The organism is Filifactor villosus (assembly GCF_042652965.1).
Lineage (GTDB): Bacteria > Bacillota > Clostridia > Peptostreptococcales > Filifactoraceae > Filifactor > Filifactor villosus.
On the sequence record NZ_JBHSHL010000042.1, the window covers coordinates 37848 to 54323 of the forward strand.

Consider the following 16476-nt stretch of genomic DNA (forward strand, 5'->3'; position numbering starts at 1 on the left):
GGCTTTCTATATCTTGCGAAACAACGGAAAAAACTATTTTGTATCTTTGTGCACTACTTCCTAAATAAACAACAGACGAAATACGTAAGGATAAGGAGAAGAAAGATGGAAAAAATCTGTGTGATAGGAGCGGGAAGCTGGGGAACGGCTTTGGCGGTTACCCTGGTCGACAACGGCCATGATGTCGTCCTCTATATGAGGAGGAAGGAGCAGTATGAAGAGACCCTCTCGACGGGAAAAAATCTTCGTTACTTCCCCGATAAGGTCCTTCCCGAAGCGTTAAAATACTCCAATTCTTTGGACGAAGCCCTGGAAGGTGCCGGTGTAGTCGTATTGGCGGTATCTTCTCAAGGCAACAGGGAAACCATGGAGAACATCAAGGCTCTGGTAAGCAAAGATGCCGTCATCGTCAATGTGTCCAAGGGGTTGGAGAAGGGAACGGGATCCCCCTGTTCACAGATCTCCAAGGAGATCCTTCCGAATCATCCCTTCGCCGTTCTTTCGGGCCCCTCTCATGCGGAAGAAGTCATGCTCAGGATGCCGACCGCTTTGGTCTGTGCATCCGAAAAGCTTGAGATCGCCGAAAAGATCCAGGACATCTTCTCCAATCACTATATGAGGGTCTATGTCAACGAAGATGTCGTCGGAGTGGAGCTCGGAGGAGCTCTCAAAAATATTATCGCCTTCGGCATCGGAGTGGTCGACGGCCTGGGCTTTGGAGACAATACCAAGGCGGCGATCATGACGAGGGGGATCGCCGAGATCACGAGATTCGGAGTAAATATGGGAGCTAAGGTCGAGACCTTCCGCGGTCTTGCAGGAGTGGGAGACCTTATCGTGACCTGTACCTCCATGCACTCCCGTAATCGAAGGGCGGGCATCCTCGTAGGCAAGGGCTATCGGCTGGAAGAGGTACAAAAAGAGATCAATATGGTTGTCGAAGGGATCATTGCCACAAAGGTCATCGGAGAAATGGCGAAACAAAGAGGAGTCGAACTGCCCATTACACAGGAGATCTATAGTGTACTCTTTGAAGGCAGTGAAGTGAGAGATTCCGTCAAAGCCCTTATGGGTAGGGAGAAAAAACACGAAGTGGAGCGTTTTTAGCTCCTGTTATCTATAAAAGATTGAAGGAGGCTCGGACTTGCTTTTGACTGTTCTTTGATCTCTTCATATAAGAATATAAGAGCGTATATTTACAAAAGTAGAAACATTGTAAACATACGCTTTTTTTGTTAGAATAAAACAAAGGAACAATAGTACGAGATATTGATTTGAGAAGGAGGCCCCCAATGCTTAGGATCGCGATCTGTGATGACGATAAGGCCCTGTGTGCCGATTTGGAGAAGAAACTTGAGGAGTATCGAGGAGTATTTCACCTTGATATGGAAGTGGAAGTTTTTTATCGGGCAGAGACTTTGGTAACCTACCTGGAACAGGGTAACTCCTTCGACATCATCCTTCTCGATATCGAACTTGAAACGATGACGGGAGTCGGTGCTGCCCGTAAGATACGCAGAGAAATGGACGATTATATCACCAAAATCGTGTTCATCTCGTCAAAGGAAGGCTATGAACAGGAACTCTTCGATGTTCAACCGCTGAATTTTCTGCGTAAGCCCATCGACAGCCGGAAGCTGTTTAAGTGTATCGAGCTTGCAGCCAAACTTCTCGAGAAGGGCAATGAGGTCTTTGAGTATAGGGTCTCAAGAGAGACGAGAAGGGTGCCTGTCAAGAAGATCCTTTACTTTGAAAATAACCTGAAGAGGATGAAGATCGTTACGACTACGGGAGAAGAGTATTTTTATGCCGGGCTCAAATCAGTATTGGAGCAACTGCCGGCAAGCTTTGTATCGACTCACGTATCGTATATTGTCAACTATGACTATATCGAACGGATCGACAGCAAGGAGGTAACGATGACTAACGGGAAGGTGATCCCCGTCAGCAAGGGTCGGATCAAAGACCTCTACGAGATGCAGGCGATAAGAGGGAGGGAGGTCCGTGATGTCAACCTATGAACTGGTATTTCTTTTAACGACACCCCTACATTCCTTGAGTGTCTTTCTCTTGTTTCGGAGTGTTTTTTCCGAGAAGAGGGAAGACTATAGAGCGTTTTTGGAACTTGTGTCTTACGGGATCTATACGATCCTTATTATTGTAGTGTTTTGGTTTATAAGACGGCCTGTGGGATTTTTGGTCTTAAATATACCCTCTTTTTTTATACTGTCGCTTCACTATAAGTCCGAGATCCTTCAACGTAGCATAAGAATTATAAGCTCTTACTTTGTGTTGTTGATCTTAGAGGTTTTGATTGTAGGATCGATAGGTTTTTTTGAGGTGGATATTGTTGAACATATGAAGTTTGATTCAATATTTGGCATTATTATAACAAGGGTGATAACTGTCGCGGTCTGTTACTTGATGTATCGTTATAGAAAGATCATCAAGAAGGAAAAGAGCATCCCGAACTACTACTATCTGATCGATATGCTGATACTGATCGGGACCTTGTACCTGTTTATTACATCTCTGGAGAAAGATTCTCTCACCCTGATTCATATCGTTATCAGCAGTATGATTGTAATTGTTGTCAACGCATTGGTCTATCTTACGGAAGAAAAGATCTATTCCTTTATGCTGATCCGCAATGAGGCGGTCACACTGAAATTGCAGACGGAAGCCTACGAAAATCAGACCGAGATCATCAACCGTTCTCTCTCGGAGATCAGAGCTCTCAAACATGATATGAAAAACCACCTCCTCTACATCGACTCCCTCTATCAAACCGAGGGAGGAAAACAGGCAAGAGGGTATCTCCGCTCTGTTTTGCAACAGATGGAGGGAGATAGGAGACAAATCAGCTCCGGAAATTTTATCGTAGACAGTATCTCCAACCTTAAACTGAAGGAGATCCATAAAACGGGTGCGGATGTCAGAACGGACGTAGCGATCCCGAAAGAGCTTAACATCCTCGCCTATGACCTGATCGTGATCCTCGGCAACCTCTTCGACAACGCAATAATCGCTTTGGAGAAGATGGGGAAGGGACCCAAGCTATTTTCCTTTGCCGTCAAGGAGAGCAAAGGAACCTTGATGGTGTTTATGGATAACAGCTTCGATGGAAGGATCCGTGAGGAAAAAGGCAGACTCCTAACGCTTAAAAAAGAACAAGGCGAACACGGAATGGGGCTCAATAATATAAGAAGGATCGTTGATAAGTACGGAGGAGAGATGGAAGTGAGCTATGCTGGAGATACCTTTTCCGTTTTCCTGATCCTGCCCTACAAGGTACCTCCTTCCAAAGAAGGGTAGAAAAGACGGAAGCGCGAGTCGTATGCTGTCATCCGTTTGAATCGTCGATACAAACGGCTTGCATCCCCTAAATTTCGGAACGGTTTCTTGTATTTATAGGGGCGGATCTTTTCGTACATTCGGAGAACGGTATGATATACGGATAGGGCTTACTTTTCTTGACGATCAAAAAAACGAATGGGAGCGAAGAAACTCCTGAAGGAAGTGTCCCATAGTCCGAATATCTGAACTTCAACGGACTGTTTATCGAACGTTAATATTATTCTGAGAGAACTGCCGGAAGCGTTAGTGTGTACGAGATGAGGGCAGTCTAAAACGGGTGCGGGATTTGAACCGTATCCACAGGAGATAATAGTATCAAGTCGAAACAACAAGCCGAAGAAGTTCTTTTTTTATGCGATTATAGAAGTGAAGAAGTAGAACCGTTCCGGAAATTCCCTCGAATAAGCTAATTCTTCCATCGAAGAAAAAATATAAATAAAGATATGGTAAGATAGGATCATCAGAAGAGGGTAGAGAACGTGAGGAGTAGTCTGAAGGGAAAGAAAATATCTTGTTATACTTTACTTTATTATACGAGGGAAATAATAGACCAAGGGGAAGTTATTCCATTGATTTCCAGACGCCGGATGGTGTTCCGGAAGGAACTGTATCGGTTAGAGTATCAGAATCAAACTTTTAAGGAGACACTGCATCATTTAAAAAGACATATTGACACTACTATTCTTTTGAACAGTGGATATAAACAATCTGTGACCCATAGAAGACAACATAGTTTTTCGTCATCGAAAAATAGATATATCCACACTTCTATTGAAAAATAGTATGAAATCGGTGTTATAAGAGGGGTATATATTTCTTAAAACCATACGTTTCATGGGATTTTTGTTATCTGTAAATTAAGAGCAGAAACGCTGTGTACCTTTGTGTGGTATTTCCTTAATTGATTAGAGGGGATGAGGTGGTATGAAAAGAAAAATAATGATCGTTTTCTTTATGGTTGCTCTTTTTGCGGGTGCAGGTCTTTTTTTTAGAGCTACATCTCAAAGTTTAGGTGTTTCTACATCTGAAGGACAGAAAACGGAGCAATTCCAAAACCGTCAAGTAAGCAAGGAGTTGGATCGGTCGGATAAAAAATCTCATCTTTTGATGGACAACTTTTGCATTGATACCGGAGGAAGATATTGGTATCAAACGGAAGGAAATATCGCCTATAAGATGAGCGTGAAAAATGAAAGACCGACAGAAATGAAGGTCACCATCTTTACTCCCGACAATGAAGAGTTTGATTTTCTCGTGGGTCCGAATGATACAGACGAGTTTACGACAAATGATGCAAAGGAAGGAAGATATGAGATCGACTTTCAAAATGAGGAAGGAGATCCCGAAGGCAGATTCAGTTTGGAGGTTTCCGAGGTTCCTTTTTTAAACAAAAAACCAAAGCCGAATAAGGAACAGAAAAAACAGTCGGATAAAAAATCTCATCTTTTGATGGACAACTTTTGCATTGATACCGGAGGAAGATATTGGTATCAAACGGAAGGAAATATCGCCTATAAGATGAGTGTGAAAAATGAAAGACCGATAGAAATGAAGGTCACCATCTTTACTCCTGACAATGAAGAAGTATATTTTGTTGTAGGTCCGAATGATACGGGCGAGTTTACGGTAAACGAGGCAAAAGAAGGGAAGTATGATATCGACTTTCAGAATGAGGAAGGAGATCCCAAAGGTAGATTCAGTTTGGAGGTTTCCGAAGTTCCTTTCTCTAAAACCGAATAAGGGATACTATCTGTTTGAATTTGTCAAAATCCCAAGATAAAAGTTCTTGGGATTTTTCAAAGGGAATTATTAGTAACAATATAAAGAATAAAATATAAAAAATTAATAAATTATTTAAATATTGTATAATATATTTATAAATTAATCAATACAAACCGGTTTTGCAACTTATCTATGGAGGTGGCGATTTATGAAAAAGGCAAGATGGCTAAGTCTATGTTTTGTTCTTTGGCTTACGGCGGTTTTTTGTATAACTTCCTGTGCACCCAAGGCTCAGGAGGATATGAAGCTCGTTTTTCTCAAGAGTTATGGGGATATCAAGGCAGTTGAAGGGGATAAAAACGGAATTTGTCTGAGCTTGATCCTCTATCATTATGACGATAGGTTCGAGAAGAAGGAGGTCGTCTCCGACAACGGGATATTTGGAAGTCTTCTGTCCAAGTTTGGGATCGGCGAACAGGTCTTAGTCCAAACCTTCCCGGATGTGAGTTTTGTGAGTGATGATATCGAGGTCGTCAGTTATAAACTTATGGATACGGGAACAAGGAACAAAGATGCCCGACTGTTCAATCTGGATATCTTTTATAAGTTGAACGGCAAGACGGATGCTGCGACCTATGAGGTAAATCGCATAAGAATCGACGATAGGGAGTTTGACATCGGAAGTCTGTATTTTTTCCCGGTGTCGGGGGATGAAAATAAGGACGGAGATCTCGTCTTAAAGTCCGTTTCGGCAGCTGTCTTCGGAACGGGTCTGAAGGATTTTTTGGCAGAGCTTGGTAATGATACACAGGAGGATATTGTTCTCGAAGAAGTGGATCTGAGACACTTTGAAGATTTTAAGGCCAAGTTCATCCTCGGTGATGGAGGAAGAACGACGGAGAGTGATTCTGCAAAGGGCTTGAAGATCGGGGCGAGAAGTGTCGGGGAGTTGAGGGTGGAATTCACAAAAGCGCCGGAAGGGTACGATGTCTTTTATGTTTCTCCCGTGATACGCTACTACGATACGAAGAAGGAATTGAAGGAGATTCCCATAGAGTATTTTTTAAGCGGTTCGATCATGGATGAGAAGGAGCTTGGGGAAGCAGCGGATAAGTACCGAATGTCCGGAGCAACACTTGCGGATTAATACTATTCTCCGTTTAAAATATCAAGGAAACGGAATATATGTCTACCAAAAAGGTTTTGAGCAATCGTAGAATTTAAACTTCGCGACCGGACAATTTTAATAGATAACAGTATAAAATTCCCGTAAAAAAATCGATTGAAAATTTTACTTGGGCACAGCTCTTGTAGAGATAAGATGGGAGAAAGGTTACAGGAATGTTACGAACTTGACGGGGGAGAAACTATATATTATTATAAATGCAACGGATTATTTTGAAAATCTGTTATTGTGGACGTGTTCTTGATAAGGTCGAAGTGTTCCGGATGTTTTAGGAAGATACCGCATAAATCGAAACACAGAGAAAAACCGGTTTTATGCAAAGGATAATATCCTCGTAGTACTATTCTCCGTTTGAAATGCCTAATATACAGACTTGTCACTGCCAAAAAAACAACTTGGATGATCCTATGCTTTGAAACATTCAACCTGTCAATTCTGATAGATCATAGTATAAGTATGGATGTCACAAGGTTTTTGTGTCGCATAAAGCAAGAGATCCCTTTGTGCGGTTTCGGCTTATAACAACGTCCTAAACCCATAGGGTATGTTTAAGGAGGCGAATATGAACAAAAAAGACAAAGTGTTTTCGGCCTTACTCCTCTTGTGTTCGGGGATCGTTCTTTCCTGCTTGATCTATCAGCTGACTCTGTCCGAGGAAGAAAGGCATCTTCTTTTGATGAAGGAGTATGAGGTCCTGACCTTGGACGAGATGGGAGGAGTAATATCGGATCTTTCTCCCGCCGTGATCTACATCGGTTCCGCATCTTGTGAGCCGTGTTTGACAAACGGCGAAAGTCTGCATCGGTTCGCCAAGTCGCTGGGCACGAAGAGGTATTATCTCGATATCGGTGCTATGAGCGAGGAAGAGGCGGATCGGTTTAAGATCGAGTACAACATTGCTGATATACCTGCCTTTGTTTCGATCTCGGAAGAAGGGATCGACCTTATCACAAAACAGGTGTTGGAGGAGAAAGGAGTTATCGATGAATAGCAAAAAGATACAGGTGCCTATAGGGATGGCGGTACTGTATAATATCCTCCTGCTTTTGCTTTTGATGCAGCTCTTCCACAGTGTTTATTTCCATCAAAAGCTGGCTACCGCAACCTACCTTGTTCTTATCGGAGTAGCTTATTGGAGGGATATCGAGGTAAGGAGATCCTACTCTTTCGGGAAGAAGGCGATATATCACGTTATGATCGCGCTTTGCCTGCTGTACGGTTTCTACGCGTTGTTTGCCTGAGAGATGAGCGCTATATCCGAGGAACTGTGGCATTAAGTGACAAAAATAAAAGACGGATCTTCCTCCTCTTCGACTGGAGAGGAGGTACATAGACAAGGAGAGAAAACTATGAAGTTGTGGAAGTTTAATTCGGTAAAGTTCACTTTTTTGATGACTGTAATGGAAACCTTGATGACGATCTATCTGATGAGCAAACTGTCTACCTTGGTAACGGACGATCTCGACACTTTGAAGAAAAATGTCCTGATCTTATTGGGCCTCTATCTTGCCGAGCGCGGTCTTCAGTGTTTCAAACTCTATTCGCAGCAGGTATCGAGTTACTATATACGAAGACAGCTCAATGACAGAGTAAGTCATCATTACCGAAGTATCAGTCATTCAAAGTTTAAGAGCAAGACGGTCGGAGAGAGGACTTCGATGTATGTCAACGATATTCCTCAAGTGGTGGGTCTCCTTTTTGGGAAGTTGATCGATGTGACCTACAGTTTGGCTTTGATCTTTTTTGCACTCGGTGCGCTTTGGAGGATCAGTACCATGGTATTTGTGATCTCGGCGATATTGACCGTGGGGATGATTTTTGTTCCGCAGTTGTTTTCCAAACGTCTTTCGATGGCGATCTCAAGTTCGCAGTCGGAGAAGGAGAAGTTCTTGGGCAAGATGACGGAGCTGTTGACGGGATTTTTTGTCTTTGTGTCCACTTGTTCTTTGCCCAAGTTTATGTCAAGGGCACAGAAGGTGAGCGAGTCGTATGCAAAAGCCGTCACCGATGTGGATATCTTTGCGGCGGAGATGACGGCAGTGCTGAATTTTGCAGGAAACATTCTGACTTTGACGGTCCTTGGTCTGACCTCTTATATGGTCGTTCAGGGGCAGGTGGCGGTAGGCACGCTGTTGTCGGTCATCGGGATCGTACCTTTGGTGGGGGATGCCTCCCAACTTCTGCTTACCAACTACACCTTCTACAAGTCCGGCAAGGAGTTTTATCAGAGCAGGTTTGGGGAGATCGAGGAGTTTTACAGCAGTCATTTGACAAAACCCTTCCTCCGAAGAAAGAAGGATATCGGTGAAGAAAGTATCCTGCCTTCTTCTGTGCAGATCGAGGAGATCCGGGTGGAGAACCTGAAGATCCTGTACGAAAACAAGGAGATAGCCGTGAAGGACATCCGCTTTCAAAAAGGGAAGAAGTATGTGCTGACGGGAGAGAGCGGCTGTGGAAAGAGTTCGCTTTTGAAGGTGATCTTGGGCGAGGTAGAGGACTATGAGGGAGAGGTGCTCATCGACGGAGTAGCCAAAAACAAGGGCGATACGCTCTACGATACCATCGCCTATATGAGTCAGGACAGTTTCCTGTTCAAGGAGAGTATGGCGGAAAACATCAAGACCGGGAACGACTCCGCTAAGGTGGAAGAACTGTTGGAGCGGGTCGGTATGCAGGAGTTGGGTGGAGAATATCCGATCGAAGAGAATGGAAAAAACCTCTCCGGAGGACAGAAACAGAGGATCGCCTTTGCGAGGACCTTGGCTCTTTCAAAAAAGGTGTTGTTTATGGATGAGGCGACCGCCAACTTGGATGCCAATACAGCGAGAATGATCGAAGGGGCGGTCTTGGACAGTGATATGACGGTGGTTATGATCACGCATCATCTGAACGATGAGATCAGACAGAAGGCGGATGAGATCATAGATTTGGGAGGAAGGATTGCTTAGACGGAAGGGGCAGTTCGTTGATTCCACCGAACACAAATACATTTGAGGGAATGTTGCATAATTCAAAAAGTGACATGAAGCCGCCTTTGAGGGGAAACAAATTCTTGAACATTTTCATTTGAAGGAACTTCTCTATCTTACAAAACAATATAAAGAGAATCTTTTAGCCTTGAGGGTATGTCCTTATAAAGATAGGTAAAACAAACCCGGCATATTGATTTCTATCAAGAATGTGAAAGGGGGATGGCGGGAGAGAAAATGAATGTTATGAAAATATTGGAAGCACAAAATTTAAGCAAGCGGTACCGCGAGTTTGAATTGAAGGATATCGATCTGTCAATCGAAGAAAAAGAAGTTGTCGGATTTATAGGGAAGAATGGAAGCGGAAAAAGCACGGCTATGAAAATTTTGGCAGGGATCCTGAATGAAGACGGAGGGAGAATCTTGTTTGAAGGGGTTGATATCGTCGCCTCAAATCGAAACACTTTTAAGGAGAATATCGGCTACATAGGAGAGTATCCCGACTTTTTCGGAAAAGAGAGTTTGAAAAATATAACAAATTTCTACAAAGATTTCTATAAACGTTGGAATGACAGATCCTACAAAGATGTGATCCGAAGATTTAATCTGAATGAAAAGAGCCTTATGTCGGAATTGTCAAAGGGAATGAAGGTCAAGTATGCTCTGTGTCTGGTTTTGGCACATAGCCCCAAACTTTTGATTTTGGACGAGATCACATCGGGGTTGGATATTGCAGTCAGGGCGGAAGTCTTAGAGATGTTGAGAGAGTATGTCGATGGGACTTCTTCCGGTATTCTTTTTTCGTCACACATATCGGAAGATATGGATAAACTCGCGGACAGGTTGATTTTTTTGAACAATGGGAAAATCGTCTACCGATGTTCTGCTGATGAGCCGGAAAGAGAGAAGTTGAGTTTTAATGAACTTATCAATCGCAGCGTATAAGGGAGGATATCAATGGCTTTGAGGAGTTTATTGAGAAAATATTTCATAATGAACAGAAAAAACAGCTTGATCGGTGTGGCGGCAGCCGCTTTGTTCTCCTGTATCATAGTGGAGGGAGCCGAATATTACGCAGTATCTTTGTTGATGTCTCCAAGTCTATTGTTTTCGTTTATAGTAGGAAAACTCTGCTATATGGAAGACGAGAGCTCGACGCGAATTTTTTTGCTCTCTCTCCCCATAGGGAGAAAGGAGTTGATCCTTGAGAAGAATATCGTTTCCTACGGATGTATCATTGCAGGTCTGATCCTATCCAATCTCATCTTTTTTGCAGTAAATGTCATTTGGGGTAGAGAGATATACTTCAATTTGTCTGTGAATTTGATTATGGCGAGTTTTTTGATCTTCTACAACAGTATTTATCTCGTTTTGAATTACAGCTTTGACTACTCGAAAACGCAGTTCACGTCGTTTATTATCATGGCTTTGATGATGGTCTTGTTTAAGTTCAGAAAGGGTGTTTTTTATACTGTATCCGGATCCGGCTTGACGACCGTATCCGTTGTACTTTTGTTGTCGGTAGTTGCTTTGAATGGTTTAGTGTTCAAAATACTCGGAGAGAAGCAGAAGAAAAGAATGTCATTGAAAAGAAGAAGGTAATATGGGCATTTGTTTGAAGAATGCTCTGTCAAACAAATGCTCTTCATAAGGTACGGGTATAAGAAAAAATGGAGTCCAGGCTATTTTTTGTAAATGATGTGAGAGTTGCAATGGAAGATAGAGTGAAAGAGAAGGGAGGATCTTATGAGAAGGTTGAAGATGATGATCTGTGTTGTTGTGCTTCTTCTTTCGGCCTGTGCCAAGGAGGAAAAGGCAGAAAAACCTGTGGTCTATCTCTATCCGGATAGAGAAATGCAGGTCGAGGTCAAACTTGATTATGAGGGAGATCTGCTTTTAAGCTATCCCGAGTACAGGGAAGGCTGGAGGGTAAAGGCACGACCGGACGGGACCTTGATCTCCTCCGATGACGGGATGGAGTATTCCTACTTGTTTTGGGAAGGCGAGGACGACCACAGGTATGAGATGAGCAGGGGTTTTGTGGTAAAAGGCGAAGATACTGCTGAATTTTTGCGGGAGAAGTTATCGCTTCTGGGACTTACACCGAGGGAGTACAACGAATTCATCGTATACTGGTTGCCGAGGATGAAAGAGAATGCTTATAATCTTATATGTTTTCAGGGAGAAGAGTATACAAAGAGGGCGAAACTTTCCATAGAACCTTCTCCCGACAGTATATTGAGAGTGTTTATGGTATATCAACCCTTGGATGCTCCGATTTCTGTGGAGGAACAGGAGCTTCGGAGTTTTGAGAGAAGAGGTTTTTCTGTCGTTGAATGGGGAGGAAAAGAACAGAGACCTTAATGTTGGAGAGATGTCTCATAATTTAGAGAGAGGAAAAACGGTTTCACACGAAAAACAAAGTTTCCGAAACCGTTCTTGTTAGTTTGAGTGTGGATATAAACAATCTGTGAACGTAGACGATAAGACGATTTTTCGCGGTCAAAAAATAGAGATATCCATAGTTCTATGTATTTTACGGGCAAGAAAATTTCGTTTTATCTCCTATGGAGTACGAAGTGACGATATCCATAATTCAAACAAATAATAGTGTTATATCACGGAGCGAGATGTAAAGAAGGAGGAGGCTTGAAATGAAAAGTTTTGTGTATCACGTCCCGACCAAGGTGTACTTTGGAGAAGGACAGTTGTGTCATTTGGGAGAAGAATTGAAGCAGTGCGGAAAGAAGGTTTTGCTGTCTTACGGGGGAGGCTCTATCAAAAAGAGCGGTCTGTATGATCTCCTGCTCGAAGAGATGAAGAAGGCGAATCTGGAGGTTTTTGAGCTTGCGGGGATCGAACCCAATCCCAGGATCGAGTCGGTTCGCGAGGGAGCTCGTCTTTGCAAGCAACATGACATTGATGTGGTGCTTGCAGTAGGCGGAGGTTCGACCATCGATGCGGCGAAGTTTATTGCGGCGGGTGCTTGCACCGACGATGATCCATGGGATTTTTTCGTTGCGGGAGCACCGATCGACAAGGCTCTGCCGCTGATCACGGTCCTTACTCTCTCTGCTACGGGTTCGGAAATGGATTCCTGCGGGGTAATCAGCAATATGGAAACCAACGACAAGCTGGCACGTTACTCCGACCATGTATTTCCCAAGGTGTCCTTCCTCGATCCCACGTTGACTTACACAGTCAATGAATATCAGACAGCCTGCGGTTCGGCGGACATCCTTTCGCATATTTTTGAGGTCTACTTCAATATGAATAAGGATCTATATATGCTCGATACCGTGATGGAGGGCTTGATGAGGACCGTCATCAAATATGCCCCGATTGCACTTAGGGAACCTGAGAACTATGAGGCGAGGGCAAATCTGATGTGGGCATCGAGCTGGGCGATCAACGGATTTATTAACGGAGGAAAACAACAGGCTTGGAGTTGCCATCCGATGGAACATGTTTTGTCCGCCTACTATGACATTACTCACGGTTTGGGATTGGCGATCCTGACACCGAGATGGATGAAGTACTGCTTGGATGAGACGAGGGTCTCCAAGTTCTATCAGTTCGGGGTCAATGTGTTCGGTATTGATGCTTCGCTTGAGCCGCTGGAAGTCGCGGAACGTGCGATCGAGGAGTTGAGCACCTTCTTCTTTCGGACCTTGGGTCTTAAGAGCAGGCTCTCCGAGGTCGGGATCGACGATACGCATTTCGAGCAGATGTCACAGAAGGCTTGCAAAGGAGGAGTTTTGGCCGGGTTTAAACCTTTGGGCAAGGAAGATATCAAGAAGATTTTTGAACGTTGTTTGTAGACAAGAGGGTTTCATAGAAGGGTGTTTTCTCAAGTTGACAAAATAAAAGGGAAAGAAAACACTGAAAAAATGACCGGCTTAGGAGGAAGGTCTTCTCAGGTATGGAAAGATGATCGTACCTGATTCAGGAAAGTAGTTTCCTTAAGATACGGACAAACGGAGCAGACAGGTGGAGAAGAGGTCTTCTCCGTTTGTCTACTCCGTTTTTTGTTCCAATTCCAAGAGGAGTTCTTCCCACGAAGACATGGTTTCTTCGAGAAGAGAGGATACATCCTCTTTTTCTTTTTGGACTCGCATTGATTCAGTAGGAGAGGAGTAGATCTCCTCTCTACACAGTTCTCCGTCCAGGAAGGCGAGACGTTCTTCGAGGTTTGCGATCGATTCTTCCAAGTTGGATACCTTCTTTTTTATACTTCGCAGTTCTTTTTCTTTCTCCTTGTCTTTTTTCTTCTGTTGTTTGACTTGGGTCTTGTTGATGACCTCCCGAGTTTGGAGGATATCCATGGCTTCTTTTTGTTCCGCAAGTTTTTCCTGATAGTAGTCGTAGTTGCCCAGATATTCTTCCAACCCGTTCTCAGTGAGTACGAGGATGCGGTCGGCAACCTTGTTTAGGAAGTAGCGGTCATGGGAGATAAAAAACAGGGTCCCTTCATAGGCAGTCAGGGCATCTTCCAAAATCTCCTTGGATTGAATGTCCAAGTGGTTGGTGGGCTCGTCCAGAAACAGGAAGTTCGAGGAGGAGAGCATTAGTTTGAGCAGAGAAATCCGCGACTTTTCTCCACCGCTCAGAGAGGAGATGAGTTTGAATACATCATCGCCCATAAAGAGGAAGGCGGCGAGCATATTGCGAAGCTCCGTTTCTTTCAGATGGGGATAACTCTGCCACACCTCTTCAATTACCGTGTTGCGTTCATCCAGGTCGGAACGGGTCTGATCGAAGTAGGCAATCTGTACATTGGTCCCGTAGTCAACTTCACCGGAATCGGAGGTTTCTCCTCCCAGCAGAATCTGAAACAGGGTCGTTTTTCCGCTTCCGTTGGGGCCGATCAGGGCAACTTTTTCTCCGCGGTAGATATCGATGCAAACATTGGAGAAGAGGTGTCTGTTCCCATAGGATTTTTGAAGACCTCTTGCATGCATGACTTCATAGCCGCTTTGAACGGACGGAGAGAAGGATATTCTCGCCTGTTGTTCCATCGACCGGGGTTTGTCGATACGTTCCATTTTTGCAAGGAGTTTCTCGCGACTTCTCGCTCGTTTGATCTGTTTTTCTCTTCCGAAGGCACGGAGCTGCCTTATGATGTCGCGTTGCCGTTTCAGTTCGGCTTGGTTGTCTTTGTAGTTTTTGAGGGCGACCTCTTCATCCAAGTCCTTTTTTTCCAAATAATAGCTGTAGTTTCCCCGATAATCAAAAAGGGTTTTGTCTCGGATCTCCAGGGTACGACCGATCAGTTGATCAAGGAAGTAACGATCGTGAGAAATAACGATGACATTTCCCTTGTAGAGCTTGAGATAGACCTCCAGCCATTGTACGCTGTTCATATCGAGATGGTTGGTCGGCTCATCAAGCAGGAGGAGGTTGGGTTTTTTGAGGAGGAGTTTGGAGAGCATAAGTCTGGTCATCTCCCCTCCGGAGAGGGTATTGACCTTCTTATTCATCTCTTCCTCACTGAAACCCAGGCCAATAAGAATACCCTTTGCTTCGGAGTTGTAGGAATATCCGTTCATCAGAGAGAACTCTTCACTTTTTTGACTGTATTGTTTCATCAAAGAATCTAAGAGAGTGCTGTTCTCACTGTTCTTTGCAATCTTTTGTTCGAGTGTTCGAAGTTCCCTTTCGAGTAGCATAACATCGTGAAAGACATCCAAGACTTCTTCGTAGAGGGTGTTGTCGGAGCGGATGCTGATGTTCTGTTCCAAATAACCGATGCCGGTATCTTTGGAGAGGAATACATTCCCTGTGTCGGGGCTGAGTTCTCCCGCTATGATCTTAAAGAGGGTGGACTTGCCGGCGCCGTTGATGCCGACAAGACCAACCTTTTCATACTCGTTGAGGGAAAAGGTGATGTCCTTGATGATGGTATCGACACCGTAGGATTTGGATATATTGTTCAATGCCAAGGTTATCATAATTATTCTTCCTTTGTATAAAAATCTCAACCGCTTTCCTTGCGATCTTTTTTGGGACGAATGGCAGTTGCGGTCAAGTCGATTGAAAACGATGCCATGTATCACATTGTACACAGACATCGGGATTATGTCAAATAGAGGGAGAACCTACGAGTTTGGGCAAGGCTCTTATCCTTACGAGAGAACCTTGTGTTTTTTTTACTTATACTATTCTCCGTTTGAAATGTCGTGTATCAAATCTATATCATTACCGAAGAACAACTCTTGGAGGAGGGTATGCTTCAAATCGCTCCTCCTGTCCATTTCAATAGGCAATAGTATGAAACAAGTCCCGCATAAAGAAACGAATTGTAGTTTTGAAAAACAAAAAAACTCCAAACGGTTGCCTTTTTGAACGGGACACTACATCTTATACTATTTTTCAATATATTTTTCAATAGAAGTATGGATATATCTATTTTTCGATGACGAAAAACTATGTTGTCTTCTATGGCTCACAGATTGTTTATATCCACTATTCAAAAGAATAGTAGTATTAGGTTTCCTCCTGAAACATTAGAGAAAAGGCGATGCTCAGGAAGATGATCGGGATCCAAATCGAATGTAGATGCAGGTAACGGGCTGCAATAGCACCCGATACTGCACCCAGGAAGAAGACGAAGATGATAAAGAAGTAGCACAGACTCGTCTTTCCCGATACGACCTCCTTTGTTATGTGATAGTGGCACAAGAGGGTGGTTGCACTTTTGAGGTTTCCTATACACATCGTAGTTGCATAGGTGTTGTTGTGGAACTTGCCGAAGGCGACGACCTGCATGGCACAGACGAAGGAGAGCATCATATTGGCAAGGGTATTGTAACGTGAAGAAAGAAGGCCTGCACAAAATAGGAGGAAGATCTCCATAAGGAGGACGAATTGTCTCCAATGAAGTTTAGACTTTGATCTCGACATCAGCTTTATCCTCTGGCAAAGATAAGCTCCACCCACGAACGAGAGGAGAGGAAAAAGATAGGTGACGGCCTTTTTGTAGTCTCCTTCCGCGAGGTTTTGTCCCAAGAGTACGATGTTTCCCGTCTGTGCGTTGACGAAGACCTTTCCTCTGCATATGTAGGAGTACGCATCCTGAAATCCCCCTGATAGGGTAAGAAATATACCGAGACGAAGGGACTCCGACATTTGATACTTCGTTTGCATAGTCAACCCCCTTTGAAAATGATGTCATCTCTATTTTACCACAGTTTCAGCGATTTCTAAAGGAAGGATGAGAAATAAGAAGTTTGAATCGCCGCC

14 protein-coding genes are annotated in these 16476 nt (G+C 43.7%); 12 read left to right on the forward strand and 2 right to left on the reverse strand.

Annotated features, from left to right (window positions below; translation table 11 throughout):
* Positions 1-105: 105 nt before the first annotated feature.
* From ACFO4R_RS09220 to ACFO4R_RS09275, 12 genes are all read left to right on the forward strand, one after another.
* A complete protein-coding gene (locus ACFO4R_RS09220) occupies positions 106-1107 on the forward strand; it encodes an NAD(P)H-dependent glycerol-3-phosphate dehydrogenase (RefSeq protein ID WP_379788804.1) in 1002 nt (333 codons plus the stop codon).
* 185 nt (positions 1108-1292) lie between these two features.
* Complete coding sequence (locus tag ACFO4R_RS09225; protein ID WP_379788805.1) at positions 1293-2021, forward strand: LytR/AlgR family response regulator transcription factor; 729 nt, start codon at positions 1293-1295, stop codon at positions 2019-2021.
* Positions 2008-3315: a sensor histidine kinase gene (locus ACFO4R_RS09230; RefSeq protein ID WP_379788806.1), complete on the forward strand. Its 1308-nt coding sequence runs from the start codon at positions 2008-2010 to the stop codon at positions 3313-3315. Before ACFO4R_RS09225 ends, ACFO4R_RS09230 begins: the two co-directional genes overlap by 14 nt.
* Positions 3316-4281: 966 nt before the next feature.
* Complete coding sequence (locus ACFO4R_RS09235) at positions 4282-5097, forward strand: hypothetical protein (RefSeq protein WP_379788807.1); 816 nt, start codon at positions 4282-4284, stop codon at positions 5095-5097.
* 190 nt (positions 5098-5287) lie between these two features.
* Positions 5288-6226, forward strand: a complete 939-nt coding sequence (locus tag ACFO4R_RS09240) for a hypothetical protein (protein ID WP_379788808.1) — start codon at positions 5288-5290, stop codon at positions 6224-6226.
* A 601-nt stretch (positions 6227-6827) separates the two neighbouring features.
* Positions 6828-7256: a hypothetical protein gene (locus tag ACFO4R_RS09245; protein WP_379788810.1), complete on the forward strand. Its 429-nt coding sequence runs from the start codon at positions 6828-6830 to the stop codon at positions 7254-7256.
* Complete coding sequence (locus ACFO4R_RS09250) at positions 7249-7506, forward strand: hypothetical protein (RefSeq protein ID WP_379788811.1); 258 nt, start codon at positions 7249-7251, stop codon at positions 7504-7506. The genes ACFO4R_RS09245 and ACFO4R_RS09250 overlap by 8 nt, the downstream gene beginning before the upstream one ends.
* A 108-nt stretch (positions 7507-7614) precedes the next feature.
* Positions 7615-9213, forward strand: coding sequence for an ATP-binding cassette domain-containing protein (locus ACFO4R_RS09255; RefSeq protein WP_379788812.1), 1599 nt, complete (start codon positions 7615-7617; stop codon positions 9211-9213).
* A gap of 243 nt (positions 9214-9456) precedes the next feature.
* On the forward strand, positions 9457-10179 hold the full coding sequence (locus tag ACFO4R_RS09260; protein WP_379788813.1) for an ABC transporter ATP-binding protein: 723 nt from the start codon (positions 9457-9459) through the stop codon (positions 10177-10179).
* Between the two features lie 12 nt (positions 10180-10191).
* Positions 10192-10836 carry an ABC-2 transporter permease gene (locus ACFO4R_RS09265; protein WP_379788814.1) on the forward strand — a complete coding sequence of 215 codons (645 nt, stop codon included), beginning with the start codon at positions 10192-10194 and terminating at the stop codon, positions 10834-10836.
* 144 nt (positions 10837-10980) lie between these two features.
* Entirely contained in the window at positions 10981-11598 is a 618-nt protein-coding gene (locus ACFO4R_RS09270) for a hypothetical protein (RefSeq protein ID WP_379788815.1), read from the forward strand.
* Between the two features lie 290 nt (positions 11599-11888).
* Positions 11889-13055 carry an iron-containing alcohol dehydrogenase gene (locus ACFO4R_RS09275; protein ID WP_379788816.1) on the forward strand — a complete coding sequence of 389 codons (1167 nt, stop codon included), beginning with the start codon at positions 11889-11891 and terminating at the stop codon, positions 13053-13055.
* Between the two features lie 195 nt (positions 13056-13250).
* Here ACFO4R_RS09275 and ACFO4R_RS09280 read toward each other — a convergent pair whose 3' ends face one another.
* Together ACFO4R_RS09280 and ACFO4R_RS09285 are read right to left on the reverse strand one after the other, a co-directional pair.
* Positions 13251-15185: an ABC-F family ATP-binding cassette domain-containing protein gene (locus ACFO4R_RS09280; protein WP_379788817.1), complete on the reverse strand. Its 1935-nt coding sequence runs from the start codon at positions 15183-15185 to the stop codon at positions 13251-13253.
* A 535-nt stretch (positions 15186-15720) separates the two neighbouring features.
* Positions 15721-16380 (reverse strand): YoaK family protein, encoded by a 660-nt coding sequence (locus tag ACFO4R_RS09285; RefSeq protein ID WP_379788818.1) that lies wholly within the window; start codon positions 16378-16380, stop codon positions 15721-15723.
* Positions 16381-16476 lie beyond the last annotated feature (96 nt).